Source organism: Pseudooceanicola sp. LIPI14-2-Ac024, from assembly GCF_042188925.1.
Taxonomy (GTDB): Bacteria; Pseudomonadota; Alphaproteobacteria; order Rhodobacterales; family Rhodobacteraceae; genus Pseudooceanicola.
In genome coordinates, this window is record NZ_CP170102.1 from 1,580,018 (window position 1) to 1,593,615 (window position 13,598).

Consider the following 13,598-nt stretch of genomic DNA (forward strand, 5'->3'; position numbering starts at 1 on the left):
AATTGAAATATGGAGAAAGGTCCAGCCCTCGCCGCCCTGTCCGCGCTCGCCCACGAGACGCGGCTCGACATCGTGCGGCTGCTGGTTCCCCGGCGCGAGGCCGGTGCCAGTGCGGGCGAGATCGCGCGCGCCGTCGGCATGTCGGCCTCGGCCCTCTCCTTCCACCTGCGCCACCTGGAACATGCCGGGCTGATCACCCCCCGGCGCGAGGGCCGGCAGGTGATCTACGTGGCGGACCGCGCCCGCATGGGTGCGCTGATCCATCACCTGCTGAACGATTGCTGCGCCGCCGATCCCGACATCCGCGCCTGCTGCACCAACCCGGCGCACCACGGCCACGGCGGGCATGCCGCTCAGTCGGCGGCGGGCGCCGCCTCGGCCCCGGGTACCGTGAAGATCTGACCCGGATAGATCAGGTCGGGATTGCGGATCCGGTCGCGGTTGGCCTCGAAGACCTGCACGTACTGCAGCCCCTCGCCGTAATTCTCCCGCGCGATCGCCCATAGGGTAAAGCCCGGCTGCACCGTCACTTGCATCAGCCCGTTCTGCATCTGCGCCTTCAGCGCGTTGCGCACCTCGGCCCGGTCCTCGCGCTCGAACGGCGTCTCGGTGCGCGAACGGACCTTGCCCTCGGCATCCAGCTCGTCGACCCGCAGGGTGTAGACCCCGGTCGCCACCTCGGGCAACTCGCCGTGCCAGGTGCCGTCCTCGCCGATCGCGATGTCCGAGATCGGGCGATTGTTGAGGTAGACCCGCACGAAGCCTTCCGGCAGGCCGCGCCCACTCAGCGCCACCTCGCCCGCCTCGGTATAGGCGATGGTCTCGATCTCGACGTCGCGCGGCGCGTCGGGCGCGGCCGCCGCCGGATCCTGCAGGACCCGCGCCGTGCCCTCGCCAGCCAGGATGACCTTGGGCGCGGCCGGGTTGGCCGGGGCCTCGGGCGTCGCCTCGGCCGCCGCCGTCTCGCCCGCCGCCGATCCTGTCGGGGCCGGCGCGCTGCCGGTCTCCGCCTCTGCCGACTGCGTGTCACCCGCCGTTGCGCCACCGTCGCCCGCGGCCGCCACCTCGGTCGTGGCGCCTCCGGCCGCGGCCGGGGCGTCCGCCGCCGGGGCTGTGGCCGCCGCCGCATCCGCGGCCGCGGTGCCACCCTCGCTCGTGGCCACCACCGCGCCTGCCGTCGCCGCACTCTCCTCGGCACCCGCCGCGGACGGCGCCGCCGCCGGAGACGTTTCACCCGTTGCCGCAGCGACCATCTCGGTCGACGCCGCCGGCGCATCCGCCGCCGCGTCCGCCGTGTCGGCAACTGTCGTTGTCTCTCCCGCGTCCTCGGCAGCCTCTGCCGCAGCCACGTCCGCCCCGGTACCGGCCTGCGCCTCCGGCGCCGCCGCCCCGGTCTCGGCCGCCGCGACCTCCACCGCGCCGCGCGGTTCCAGGATCACCCGGTCGGTCGAGGCGATCGGCCCCTGCCCGTCCGGCCCGATCATCGACAGCGTCAGCACCTGCGGCTTGTCCGACAGGCCCAGCGACAGGAACGCCACGAAGGTGCCCTGGTCGTTGGCCTCTTCCCGGCTCTGCTCGACCCCGTCGAGCTCGATCACGATGTTCCAGTTGGGCTCCGCGTTCCCCGCGACCAGGGTGAAGCCGTCGGCCTCCACCCGCACCACGTCGAACTTCGGCGGCTCCGGCCCCTCGGCCACCGCCGCGGCGTCCGCCGTCCCGGTGTCGGCGTCGCTTTTCGCCTTGGGCGCGGCGCCTGCGCCGCCGGCCTCCGGGGCCTCCGCCTGTGGCAGCGCCGCCTGGCTGCCGCCCTCGGGCACCGCCGGCATCGTCACCTCCGGGGCCCGGGGATAAAACCAGTACGCAACGACCGCAGCCGCCGCCACGGCGGCCACGGTGGCAAGAGGCCAACCGCCCATCCCCGCCGATTTACTCATCAAAGGTCCCCTTCAGGCAGAGCCTCCCCGGCTCTGCGGTTGAGCACGTATATCAACAAGGCTATCACGGGTCAAAACAAGCGTGCCCCTGCGCCGCAGCTTCCAGAAAAAGAGTGTTGTATGTCCGTGACTTCGATCTGCGTCTTCTGCGGCTCCCGCGACGGGACCCGCCCCGCCTACGCCGCCGCCGCCGAAGAGCTCGGCCAGTCGATCGCCGGCCGGGGCTGGCGGCTGGTCTACGGCGCGGGCGATGTCGGGCTGATGGGCCGCACTGCGCGGGCCGCCCAGGCCGCCGGCGGAGACACCTTCGGCGTGATCCCGGTGCACCTGCTCGACCTCGAGGTCGGCAAGCGCGACCTCACCCGCTTCATCGTGACCGAGACGATGCACGAGCGGAAGAAGGTCATGTTCATGAACTGCGACGCGATCGTCGTCCTGCCCGGCGGCGCCGGCTCTCTCGATGAATTCTTCGAGGTGCTGACCTGGCGCCAGCTCGGCCTGCACGACAAGCCCATCGTGCTGCTCGACACCGAAGGCTACTGGCAGCCCCTTATCGGCCTCGTCGACCATGTCGTGACCGAAGGCTTCGCCGCGCCCTCGCTGGCGGGAATGGTCGACAGCGCCGCGGACGTGCCCGCCCTGATGACGCTGCTCGACGCCCGGCTCTAGGCCCGGCGCCCGGCACGGACGGGGGGCCGCAGCCCCCCGCCTCGGCGGGCCTTCAGGCCGCCGCCAGCTCCGCCTTCACGATCTGCTCGATCTTGTCGAGCTGGTGGTTGGTCAGCACCTTCGGCACCTCGCCCACCACCTTGTCGCTGACCTCCTTGTGCAGCGCCTGGCGCAGGTCGCCCAGCACCTGCGGCGCGCAGGCCAGCACGATCCGGTCGAACTCGCCCCGGTGCGCCCGGCGATAGAGGATGTCGGCCAGGTCGGCCGCGAACCGGTGCTTGGCCAGCTCGTGCCAGTCGGTGTCGTCCAGCGCCGACCGCTGGCCCACGCCCACGTCCTTCATCCGCCCCGGCCGGTTCGCCCCCTGCTCGCGGTCCGACGGGTTCTCCTGCGCCTCCTCGGCCCGCACCACCAGGTGCGGATCCTCACCGTCTGCGATGTTCTCGAGAAACAGCGCCTTCTCGCTGTCCGCCACCAGCACCCAGGTGCCCGTTTTCAGCTCTGCCATGATGATCCTCCTTTGGTCACTTTCTTCACCGGAAAAACCGCCGCGCCCCCGCCGCGGTTCCGTTCCCGCTTGACCGACTCGCAGATATGTAATTATGTAATTACATGATTACCAATGATGACATGGATTCGGTCTTCGCGGCCCTCGCCCACACCACGCGGCGGCAGATGCTCGACATCATCCGCGACACGCCCGGCATTGCCGTCGGCGCGCTCGCGGCCCGGTTCGACGTCTCCCGCATCGCGGTGATGAACCACCTCGCGGTGCTCTCGGCGGCCGGTCTCGTCATCAGCCGGAAAGAGGGACGCTCCCGCCGGCTTTTTCTGAACGCCGTCCCGATCCAGCAGATCCACGCGCGCTGGCTCGGCACGTACGAGGCATTCTGGGCAGATCGCGTGCTGTCACTGAAATCCGCGGCCGAGGCCGCAGCATTGGAAAGGAAAGAGAATGACGATGACGATTGACGCCCCGCGCCACGCTTCCGCCGCCGCGACCACCCATGTGAACCGCACCTTCATCGCCGCCCCGGTCGACACCGTCTGGTCGCTGCTGGTGGCCACCGACACGGTGCTGCCGTTCTTCTTCGGCGCGATCTGCGACACCCGGGACGGCCTGCGCCCCGGCGCCCGGATGCGCATGGTCCACCCCAACCGCAAGATCGCCATGGTGGTGGGCGAGGTGCTGGCCTTCGAGCCGCCGCACCTCTACGCCCACACCTTCCGCATGACCCACATCGACGAGCCGCCCGCCACCGTCACCTATCGGCTGACCCCCGCCGACGGCGGCACCATGTTCGAGCTCGAGATCGCCGAGGCCCGCCGCGGCGGCCGGCTCGAACGGGAAATGCTGGGCGCGCAGAAGTTCATCGGCACCAACCTCAAGGCGCTGGCCGAAACCGGCAAACCCGCCTTCAGCGGACGCATGGTCATGGCACTGTCGCCCCTCATCGCCATGACGGCAAAGAAGGAACAGCGCATCGCCAACTGGCCGCTGGAATGACACTCTCATGACATCTGCCGCCGGGGCTTGAGCCGCCGCGCACATCAAGGCAGGCTCCTCCCACGCTTTGGGAGGAGCCCACATGACCAAGATGCTGACCGCCGCCGCCGCCGCGGTGCTGATGACGACACCGCTGATGGCCGAGAACCGCATAGACCTGCAACGCCCCGACGCCCCCGAACTGGCCGCCCCGGGCGATCACGTCATCGGCGTCCGCACCCTGACCTTCACCGATCCCGGCCGCCCCGACGTGGTCAATGCCACGGCCGAGGGCGAGGTCCCGACCTACGACCGCGAGATCACGGTCGAGGTCTGGTATCCGGCCGCCGAGGGCACCGAACCGGGCGGCACCTACGACGGCGTCTTCCTGCGCGACGGCACCACCCAGGTCTCGCTCACCGGCCAGGCCGCCCGCGACGCCGCCCCGGCCGAGGGGACCTTTCCGCTCATCCTGATCTCGCACGGCTATCCCGGGAACCGCTTCCTGATGAGCCACCTGGGCGAGAACCTCGCCACCAAGGGCTATGTCGTGGTCTCCGCCGATCACCCCGACAGCACCTACGACGACATGAACGCCTTCACCTCGACCCTGGTGAACCGCCCCCTCGACCAGGCCTTCCTGGTCGAAAGCATGGCGACGCTCGACGACGAGATCGGCGCCATCACCGACGCCGATCAGACCGGCGTCATCGGCTATTCGATGGGCGGCTACGGCGCGCTGATCTTCGGCGGCGGCGGCCTCAGCCAGGAGGCGGTCACCCGCGACGCCCCCGATGCCTTCGTCCCGCCGCAGGACCTGCTCGACCGCAACGCCACCGGCAGCGAAGAGCTGACCGCCCTGGTCGACCCGCGCGTCAAGGCGATCGTCGCCATCGGCCCCTGGGGCCGCAACCGCGCCTTCTTCGACGCCGACAGCCTCAAGGGCCTCGAAAAGCCGCTGCTGCTTGTGGCGGGCAGTGTGGACGACGTGTCGCAATACGACGCCATCCGCCAGATCTTCGAGGAAACCACCGCCACCGACCGGATGCTGCTGACCTTTGCCGGGGCCAACCACAACGCCGCCGCCCCGATGCCCGCCCCCGCCGAAAGCTGGGCCATGTCCGAGGCGCTCGGCTGGGCGCCGTTCGAGCACTACGCCGACGCGGTCTGGGACACCACGCGGATGAACAACGTGCTCCAGCACTTTGCCACCGCGTTCATGGACACCCACCTGAAGGGCGACGCGGACAAGGCCGCCTACTTCGACCTCATCGAAAACGCCGAGGACGGCGTCTGGTCGATGGACGACGCGGGCCAGCCCAAGCCGGACAACACCTATTGGAAGGGCTTCGGTAACCGCACCGCCAAGGGCCTGACCTTCGAGAAACGGACGGCCGAATAGGCCACCCCTACCGGCGCGACCCCTTGGGCCGCGTCGGATCCTGCCGGGCCAGCCGCTTGGCATTGGCCCGCGTCGCGGTGCGATAGGGCGCCAGCGCCGCCGCCGTCACCGCCGCGGGCCCCTTGTTCGCCGCCAGCGCCCGCGCCGAACGCTCGGTCGACCGCGCCAGCGCCGTCTGCTTCTCGAACACCATCCGCGTGGCCTCCGCCGGCGACATCGTGCCCAGCGCCATCTGCATCATCCGCATCTGGATCACCATCGCCGCCGAAACGCCGATCTGGGCCGCGCTCATCGCCGCCGACTGCCACTGCGCCATCGCGCGAAACATCTCACCGTACATGGGCCATCTCTCCGCTGCCGCCGCCGCCGGAACCACCCGCCGGGATAAGGATCGGTAGGACGCCCCGCGCCGCCGTCAAGCATCGCCGCCGTAGGGTGGCACGCCGCGGCCGCCGCGTCCGACCGCGCGCACCGTTCACCCGCCGCCCCGCCGCGGCCCGCACCGACGCGATACCGACGCGATACCGACGCAATACCGACGTGATACCGACGTGCCGCAACGCCCTCCAAGCCCCTGTTAACCCGGCCAAACCCGGCCCGATTCGCCCGATCCGCCGCCCAGCGCCCCGCCCGCGCCCGCCACCTTTGCTTAACCACGAAAAACGCCCGCCGGTCTCCCGGCGGGCGTTTCCCGAAATCCGATGTCGTCGCGGCTTACATGCGCGAGGCGACGTTTTCCCAGTTCACCAGCTTGTCGAGGAAGTTCGACAGGTAGGCCGGGCGCTTGTTGCGGAAGTCGATGTAGTAGGAGTGCTCCCACACGTCGCAGCCCAGCAGCGCGGTCTGGCCGAAGCAGAGCGGGTTCACGCCGTTCTCGGTCTTGGTGATCTTCAGCGCGCCATCGGTGTCCTTCACCAGCCAGGCCCAGCCCGAGCCGAACTGGCCGGCGCCGGCGGCGCTGAAGTCTTCCTTGAATTTGTCAACCGAACCAAAGGCTTCGACCAGCGCCTTCTCCAGCTCGCCGGGCATCTTCTTCTCGCCCGGGCCCATCATTTCCCAGAACTGGTTGTGGTTCCAGAACTGCGAGGCGTTGTTGAAGATGCCGTTCTGCGCAACGGCCTTGGGGTCGTAGGTGCCCTTGATGATCTCCTCGACCGACTTGCCTTCCCACTCGGTCCCGGCGATCGCCTTGTTGCCGTTGTCGACATAGGCCTTGTGGTGGATGTCGTGGTGGTATTCCAGCGTCTCCTTCGACATGCCGAGGTCGGCCAGCGCGTCGTGGGCGTAAGGAAGATCGGGAAGTTCGAATGCCATGGGACAGTCCTTTCGGGTTTGTTGAGAGGGTGTTGCCCCTAGATGTTACCCCAAGGCGGGGAAGGTCAAGGGGGTGCCCCCCTCCATCCACCCCCGCAGGGCCACATCCCCCACACCCCCTGTGCGCTCAGGCGCGACGGTGCGGGGCAACATGAGGCAACCGCCTGATTTGGCGTCACATAATCCCGCGCCATCCCGGCCGGCGGCACAGCGCCCGGCCTCAGAAGTAGCCGACCGCGCCATCCTCCGCCGCCGCCCCGCCAAGCGCCGCCAGCACGTAGCGGGCCACGGATCGGAAGCACATCACCCCGAATACGCCCTCGCCCTCGCACCAGAACGCCGCAGGCACCTGCGCCTGCCGCGAACGGCGGAACGTGCCCGCCGGAAAGGCCGCGGGCGAGAAATCCACCGGCGCCAGTTTCGACAGGCTCTCCCGCACCGCCGCATCCGGCCCGCTGATCCTGAGGAGCGCCCGGGCATCCGTCAGCTCCACCGCCAGGTGATGACTGCCGGCCAGCGCCTGCCCGATCGCCTCCAGCGCGGCCGCCACGCCCTCGGGCGGCAGCATCAGCATCAGCTCGTCCGGCGACATCCAGCCCGCCAGCGCCGCGCCGTCGATCTCGGCCCGGCCCCGCGCAGGAACCGCCAAGCCATTGACCGCATTGACCGCTTCGGCCGTGCCGGCCGCGCCCAGGTCGCCGCGCAGGGTGATCATGCCGCGCCGTGGCAGCTCTTCGACCCGGACACGTCCGTCGATCGCCGCGCCGCCGAGCGGGGTGATGGGTTCAGACATCCTGCTTCTCCCCTTGCTTGTCGTAGAACACCGGATCGACGATCCGCGCCTTGATCCGGCCGCCCTCCACGGTGGCGAACTCGATCACCTCGCCCATCCGGTCCGGCCCATGGTGCACCAGCCCCATGGCGATGCCGCGACCCAGCGTCGGCGAGTGGTAGGTCGAGGTCACCCGCCCGATCGTCGCCAGCTGGCCATTCGCGTTCACCCCGGTCCCGACGGCATAGGCGCCGTCCGGCAGGGTCGTCCCGTCAAGCGTTTCCAGCCCCACCAGCTTCCACCGCTCCGGGTCCGCCATGTGGCTGCGTTCCTGCGCCCGCTTGCCGAGGTAGTCGTCTTTCTTCTTTGAAATCGCCCAGTTGAGCCCAAGGTCCTGCGGGATCACCGTCCCGTCGGTCTCGTCCCCGATCATGATGAAGCCCTTCTCGGCCCGCATCACGTGCAGCGCCTCGGTGCCGTAGGGCATGACCCCGTGCACGGCGCCCGCATCGTGCAGCGCCTCCCACAGCGCCAGCCCCTGGCTCGCCGGCACCGCGATCTCGTAGGACAGTTCCCCAGAGAAGCTGATCCGGTAGATCCGCGCCCCGATCCCGGCGACCTCGCGATCTTCCCAGGCCATGAACGGGAAACTCTGGCTGTCCATCCCCTCGGCGCCCAGGCTCTCGATCACCTCGCGCGCCTTCGGACCGACCACGGCGATCTGGGCATACTGTTCGGTCACGTTGGCGACGTAGACCTTCCAGTCCCACCACTCGGTCTGCAGCCATTCCTCCATGTGGGCATGGATGCGCTCCGCCCCGCCGGTGGTGGTGTGGCACAGGAACGTCTCCTCGTCCCAGCGGGCCACCACGCCGTCGTCAATCAGGAACCCGTTCTCGTTGCACATCAGGCCGTAGCGGCATTTGCCCGGCTTCAGCGTGGACATCATGTTGGTGTAGAGCATGTCGAGGAACTTCCCCGCGTCCGGCCCCTTCACCACGATCTTGCCCAGAGTCGAGGCATCGAGCAGCCCGACCGCCGCGCGGGTCTGGGTGATCTCCCGCGCCACCGCGTCGGCATGGCTCTCGCCCGCCTTCGGATAGCAATAGGGCCGCCGCCAGTGGCCGACCGGCTCCCAGTGCGCGCCGTGGGCCTCGTGCCAGTCATGCATCGGCGTGCGCCGCAACGGCTGGAAGGTCTCGCCCCGCGCCTCGCCCGCGATCGCGCCCATGCTGATCGGCGTGTAGGGCGGGCGGAAGGTCGTCGTGCCGACCTGCGGGATCGGGGTGTTCAGGCTCTGCGACAGGACGGCGAGGCCGTTGATGTTGCTGAGTTTCCCCTGGTCCGTCGCCATGCCGAGCGTGGTGTAGCGCTTGGCATGCTCGACGCTTTCGAACCCCTCCTGCGCGGCCAGCATCACGTCGCTGACCTTCACGTCGTTCTGGTAGTCGAGGAAGGCCTTCGACCGCAGGTCCTTGCCCGCGCCCTGCGGCATCATCCAGACCGGTTCGATCGCGGCCTCCTCGGTCGCGGTGGCCTCCGCCGCCGCACCGGGCGTCCCGCTGGCCCCGACCCGCGCCGCCGCCGTCACCCCCGCTGCGTGGGCATCGGCCAGCGCAGCCGCCAGCCCCAGCTCGCCCGAGGCGCTGCCGGCAGTGATCACGTAGGGCGCGCCGTCGTGGCCCGTGGGGGCCCGGTCGGGATCGGGCCGGAACATCGCGCCCGCCTCGTCCCAGGTCAGCTTGCCGCCGCAATGGGACCACAGGTGCACCACCGGCGACCAGCCGCCCGACATGGCGACCGCATCGCAGGCCACCGTCTCGATCACCGCGCCCTCGCCTGCCTGGTGGCAGACCTCGACCGCGGTCACGCGCTTGCCGCCCTTGACCTTGGCGATGCCCTTGCCGGTCTCGACCCGGATGCCCGCGGCCTTCGCCGCCTCCATCAGCGCGCCGCCGCCGCCCGCGCGGGCGTCGAGGATCACGGGCACCGACAGCCCCGCCGCCTTCAAGCTCAACGCCGTGCGGTAGGCATCATCGTTGTTGGTCACCACCACCGTCCGGTCGCCCGGCGAAATCGCCCAATTCTCAACGTAATCGCGCGCGGCCGAGGCCAGCATCACGCCCGGCACGTCGTTGCCGGCAAAGCTCAGCGGCCGCTCGATTGCGCCTGTCGCGGTCACGATCTGCCCGGCCCGGATGCGCCACAGCCGGTGGCGCGGCCCGGCCTTGGCCTGCCGGTGGTCGGTCAGCCGTTCATAGGCCAGCGCATAGCCGTGATCGTAGACGCCCGCCCCCATGGTCCGGGCGCGCATCGTGACATTGGGCATCGCCTCGAGCGCGGCGACCAGCGCCGCGATGTGGCTGTCGACCGGGGCACCCGCGACCTCGCCGCCATCGGTCATGCTGCGCCCGCCCCAGTGCGCGGTCTGCTCCAGCAGCAGCACCTCGGCGCCCGCCTCGGCCGCCGCCCTGGCCGCCGTCAGCCCGGCGATCCCGCCGCCGATCACCAGCACGTCGGTGAAGGCGTAGAAGTGTTCGTAGTGGTCTGCGTCGCGGTCCCTGGGCGCCTTGCCGAGGCCCGCGGACTGCCGGATCACCGGCTCATAGACATGCTTCCAGAAGGCGCGCGGGCCCATGAAGGTCTTGTAGTAGAACCCCGCCGGGAAGAACCGCGAAAGCGAGGAATTCACCGCCCCGATGTCGAAATCGAGGCTCGGCCAGTGGTTCTGGCTCTCCGCCGTCAGGCCCTGGAACAGCTCCTGCGTGGTGGCGCGCTGGTTCGGCTCGAAATACCCGTCGGTGCCGATGCCCATCAGGGCGTTCGGCTCTTCCGCGCCCGAGGCAACGATGCCGCGCGGCCGGTGGTACTTGAAGCTGCGGCCCGCCAGCATCTGGTCGTTCGCCAGCAACGCCGAGGCCAGCGTGTCGCCCGCGTAGCCGCGCAGCGTCGCGCCGTTGAAGGTAAAGGTGATCTGCGCTGTGCGGTCGATCAGTCGCCCGCCCTTGGCCAGCCTGGTGCTCATGCCCGGACCTCTTTCATCATCGTCATTGCCCGTCTCACGCGAAATCCCGCCAGGTCCAGCCCGGCCGCTTGGCGCTGATCGCCGCCCGCAGGTCCTGCGGCGGCTCGGTGGTCTGCGCGGGATAGGTGCCGAACACCTCCAGCGTCACGGTGCAGCGGGCGGCGTGGAACCACTTGCCGCAGCCGTTCACGTGGCGCCAGCGTTCGAAATGCACGCCCTTCGCGTTCTCGCGGTGAAACAGGTAGCCCTCGAAATCCGCGTCATCGCTGCCCGGCCCGTGACGCGTCAGGTGCGCCTCGCCGCCGCCATGAAACTCTGTCTCTTCGCCCCGTACGCCGCAGTAAGGACATTCAAGCAGCAACATCGTACACCTCCTGACCGCGCGGCCCCACGGGCGGCGCGGCACGAAAAAGGGGCGGAGGCACGAAGCCTCCGCCCGAGGGGACAGGTAAGGGACAAGGGAAAATTGGATAACCCGTTGGGGGCAGACCCGCGGGGCAAATATCTTCCCAGGCAGTGAAGGAGTAACGTCGCGAACCTGCGAAAGGTTCCGGGACGTTACAAAAAAAGTTCGGGATTTCGGGGCGAACTTTTGCAAACCGTGCGACTGACGTTTGCAAACCCCGGAACGCAGGAAGGAGCGGGCCGCATCGTGCGCCCGCTCCTTCGCGCCGCCCGTGGGCGGAAAATGGTCAGTCGCTGGCCGTGGCGGCAGCGCCGGCATCGGCACCCGAGGTGTCGGCCGTTGCGGCCGCACCGGCATCGGCACCGTCCGTGGCGGCCGCGTCATCCGAAGCAGCGCCGGCCGCGCTGTCGGCCGTGGCGTTGATCTCGACGTTCGGTGCGCCGGTCGTTGCCATGTCGGCACCGCCGAAGAGGAAGTAGAAGACAAGCCCGACCGCGACGACGAGACCGCCGACGATGAACGCGATGGTGCCGGTGCTCCGGCCTTCGGTGGTGCGGGTTTCGTGGTAATGATGTTCGGCCATGATGAGACCTCCGGGTTGGTTGACGTTTGCTCCCAAACGCCACCGTACCTAAGCAGGTTCCCAAGAAATCGACTCGGGCCGGATGCGGGTATTTTCACCACATATCGCCGGATTGATCCGTTTTTGCCCCCGACCGACCACAATATCTTGGTTTGCGGCCGACATGCGGTACGCTCGATGACAGGCGTCACAGCAAAGGGACAGGCAACATGCCCGCTACGCAGCCACGCCTCGACAGGCATTTCCACATCGGCGGCGCGTCCGGCCGGATCTACGACTTCGCGCTCTGCCCCTCGCTCCACCACCTGCCGAAAAGCCCCGGCCTTTTCGCCTATCTCGCCGTCCCCCGGACGAGATCGCGCCGCCCCGGGTGCTGTTCTTCGGCCAGGCGGAATGCGGCCTCGCCGACACGATCCCGCGCCACGTGAAGTTCGAGGCGGCGATCATGATGGGGCTGAACGCCTATGCCGTCCTGCCGATGGCCGGCACGCTCGACGACGTGACCGAGGACCTCGTCGCCGGCACGCCAACGCCGCTCAACGCGCAGTACGACGCGCTGGCCGAGATCGCCGAGCTGACCGAGCGCCACCGCCGGATCACCCGCCGGGTCGCCGCCGAATAGGATATGCCGCGCGGCGGGCGTCATCAGTGCGCCACCCCCGCCGCGACGCTTTCGTCGATGAAACGGCCCGCGCGGAAGCGGTCCAGTCCGAACGCCTCGGCCAGCGGCCCCGGTTCGCCCTTGGCCATCATCTCGGCCATCGCCCAGCCCGAGCCGGGGATCGCCTTGAACCCGCCGGTGCCCCAGCCGCAGTTGATGAAGCAATTGCCGAGCGGCGTCTTGGAGATGATGGGCGAGCGGTCGCCGGTCATGTCGACGATCCCGCCCCATTGCCGCAGCATCTTGAGGCGCGAGATCATCGGGAAGGTCTCGACCAGCGCGCGCACCGTCTCCTCGATGTGGTGGAAGCTGCCGCGCTGCGTGTAGTTGTTGTAGCCGTCCGCGCCACCGCCGATCACCATCTCGCCCTTGTCGGACTGGCTCATGTAGCCGTGCACGGTGTTCGCCATCACGACGACATCCATGCAGGGCTTGATCGGTTCGCTGACCAGCGCCTGCAGCGCGACGCTCTCGATCGGCAGGCGGAAGCCGGCCATCTCGGCCAGAACGCCGGAATGGCCCGCAACGACGATGCCCAGCTTGTCGCAGCCGATGTCGCCCTTGGTGGTCGAGACGCCGGTCACCCGGCCGCCCTCGGACCGGACGCCCGTGACCTCGCATTGCTGGATGATGTGCATCCCCATGGCCGAACAGGCCCGCGCATAGCCCCAGGCCACCGCATCGTGCCGGGCGGTGCCGCCGCGCGGCTGCCAGAGCGCCCCCAGCACCGGGTACCGCGGCCCGTCGATATTGATGATCGGGCAGAGCTCCTTGACCCGGTCGGGGCCGACATATTCCGTCTCGACCCCCTGCAGCGCGTTGGCATGGGCCGTCCGCAGGTAGCCGCGCACCTCGTGTTCGGTCTGCGCCAGCATCATCACGCCACGGGGCGAGAACATGACGTTGTAGTTCAGGTCCTGGCTCAGATCCTCGTAGAGCGCGCGCGCTTTCTCGTAGATCGCGGCCGAGGGATCCTGCAGGTAGTTCGAGCGGATGATCGTGGTGTTCCGCCCGGTGTTGCCGCCGCCGAGCCAGCCCTTTTCGATCACCGCGACATCGGTGATGCCAAAAACCTTGCCCAGGTAATAGGCCGTGGCCAGCCCGTGTCCGCCGGCACCCACGATCACCACCTGGTAGCGCGATTTCGGCGCGGGCGAGGCCCAGGCCCGTTCCCAGCCGGTGTGATGGCGCAGGGCTTCGCGGGCGATGGCGAAGGCGGAATAACGTTTCATGGGCGGGCGACTCCGGCAGTGACCTGAGGGGCTTTCTGGACCCATAGCGAAATCCGCCGCCGACCGGGAGCGTCATGTCGCATCACCTTTGCGACATGCGCGCTCGGGTCGCGG

The 13,598-nt window shown here is 69.1% G+C and carries 15 protein-coding genes; 6 read left to right on the forward strand and 9 right to left on the reverse strand.

Annotation, left to right across the window (positions count from 1 at the left end; genetic code table 11):
• Positions 1-9 precede the first annotated feature (9 nt).
• Positions 10-402: an ArsR/SmtB family transcription factor gene (locus tag ACE2AC_RS07700; RefSeq protein WP_375691516.1), complete on the forward strand. Its 393-nt coding sequence runs from the start codon at positions 10-12 to the stop codon at positions 400-402.
• Here ACE2AC_RS07700 and ACE2AC_RS07705 read toward each other — a convergent pair.
• Positions 354-1,826, reverse strand: coding sequence for a LysM peptidoglycan-binding domain-containing protein (locus ACE2AC_RS07705; RefSeq protein ID WP_375691517.1), 1,473 nt, complete (start codon positions 1,824-1,826; stop codon positions 354-356). The genes ACE2AC_RS07700 and ACE2AC_RS07705 overlap by 49 nt on opposite strands.
• 228 nt (positions 1,827-2,054) lie before the next feature.
• Between ACE2AC_RS07705 and ACE2AC_RS07710 the strand changes: the two genes are divergently transcribed.
• Positions 2,055-2,603 carry a TIGR00730 family Rossman fold protein gene (locus ACE2AC_RS07710; protein ID WP_375691518.1) on the forward strand — a complete coding sequence of 183 codons (549 nt, stop codon included), beginning with the start codon at positions 2,055-2,057 and terminating at the stop codon, positions 2,601-2,603.
• A gap of 52 nt (positions 2,604-2,655) precedes the next feature.
• Here the strand turns inward: ACE2AC_RS07710 and ACE2AC_RS07715 are convergent, their stop codons facing one another.
• Positions 2,656-3,111: a host attachment family protein gene (locus ACE2AC_RS07715; RefSeq protein ID WP_375691519.1), complete on the reverse strand. Its 456-nt coding sequence runs from the start codon at positions 3,109-3,111 to the stop codon at positions 2,656-2,658.
• A 122-nt stretch (positions 3,112-3,233) separates the two neighbouring features.
• On the opposite strand from ACE2AC_RS07715, the gene ACE2AC_RS07720 reads away from it, so the two are divergent.
• The 3 genes from ACE2AC_RS07720 (at position 3,234) to ACE2AC_RS07730 (ending at position 5,491) form a co-directional block, all read left to right on the forward strand.
• Entirely contained in the window at positions 3,234-3,575 is a 342-nt protein-coding gene (locus tag ACE2AC_RS07720) for an ArsR/SmtB family transcription factor (protein WP_375691520.1), read from the forward strand.
• A complete protein-coding gene (locus ACE2AC_RS07725) occupies positions 3,565-4,110 on the forward strand; it encodes an SRPBCC domain-containing protein (RefSeq protein ID WP_375691521.1) in 546 nt (181 codons plus the stop codon). Before ACE2AC_RS07720 ends, ACE2AC_RS07725 begins: the two co-directional genes overlap by 11 nt.
• Before the next feature lie 82 nt (positions 4,111-4,192).
• The gene (locus tag ACE2AC_RS07730) at positions 4,193-5,491 is read left to right on the forward strand and encodes an alpha/beta hydrolase family protein (protein ID WP_375691522.1); all 1,299 of its coding nucleotides are present in this window, start codon (positions 4,193-4,195) and stop codon (positions 5,489-5,491) included.
• A gap of 7 nt (positions 5,492-5,498) precedes the next feature.
• Here the strand turns inward: ACE2AC_RS07730 and ACE2AC_RS07735 are convergent, their stop codons facing one another.
• From ACE2AC_RS07735 to ACE2AC_RS07760, 6 genes are all read right to left on the reverse strand, one after another.
• Positions 5,499-5,831 (reverse strand): hypothetical protein, encoded by a 333-nt coding sequence (locus ACE2AC_RS07735; RefSeq protein WP_375691523.1) that lies wholly within the window; start codon positions 5,829-5,831, stop codon positions 5,499-5,501.
• 374 nt (positions 5,832-6,205) lie between these two features.
• Positions 6,206-6,805, reverse strand: coding sequence for a superoxide dismutase (locus ACE2AC_RS07740; protein ID WP_375691524.1), 600 nt, complete (start codon positions 6,803-6,805; stop codon positions 6,206-6,208).
• A 220-nt stretch (positions 6,806-7,025) separates the two neighbouring features.
• Positions 7,026-7,598, reverse strand: coding sequence for a sarcosine oxidase subunit gamma (locus tag ACE2AC_RS07745; RefSeq protein WP_375691525.1), 573 nt, complete (start codon positions 7,596-7,598; stop codon positions 7,026-7,028).
• A complete protein-coding gene (locus ACE2AC_RS07750; RefSeq protein ID WP_375691526.1) occupies positions 7,591-10,602 on the reverse strand; it encodes a sarcosine oxidase subunit alpha family protein in 3,012 nt (1,003 codons plus the stop codon). The genes ACE2AC_RS07745 and ACE2AC_RS07750 overlap by 8 nt, the downstream gene beginning before the upstream one ends.
• Positions 10,603-10,636: 34 nt before the next feature.
• Entirely contained in the window at positions 10,637-10,966 is a 330-nt protein-coding gene (locus ACE2AC_RS07755; protein WP_375691527.1) for a sarcosine oxidase subunit delta, read from the reverse strand.
• Between the two features lie 328 nt (positions 10,967-11,294).
• The gene (locus tag ACE2AC_RS07760) at positions 11,295-11,591 is read right to left on the reverse strand and encodes a hypothetical protein (protein WP_375691528.1); all 297 of its coding nucleotides are present in this window, start codon (positions 11,589-11,591) and stop codon (positions 11,295-11,297) included.
• Between the two features lie 370 nt (positions 11,592-11,961).
• Between ACE2AC_RS07760 and ACE2AC_RS07765 the strand changes: the two genes are divergently transcribed.
• The gene (locus tag ACE2AC_RS07765) at positions 11,962-12,213 is read left to right on the forward strand and encodes a hypothetical protein (protein ID WP_375691529.1); all 252 of its coding nucleotides are present in this window, start codon (positions 11,962-11,964) and stop codon (positions 12,211-12,213) included.
• A 23-nt stretch (positions 12,214-12,236) separates the two neighbouring features.
• Here the strand turns inward: ACE2AC_RS07765 and ACE2AC_RS07770 are convergent, their stop codons facing one another.
• Positions 12,237-13,484 carry a sarcosine oxidase subunit beta family protein gene (locus ACE2AC_RS07770; RefSeq protein WP_375691530.1) on the reverse strand — a complete coding sequence of 416 codons (1,248 nt, stop codon included), beginning with the start codon at positions 13,482-13,484 and terminating at the stop codon, positions 12,237-12,239.
• Between the last annotated feature and the right edge of the window lie 114 nt (positions 13,485-13,598).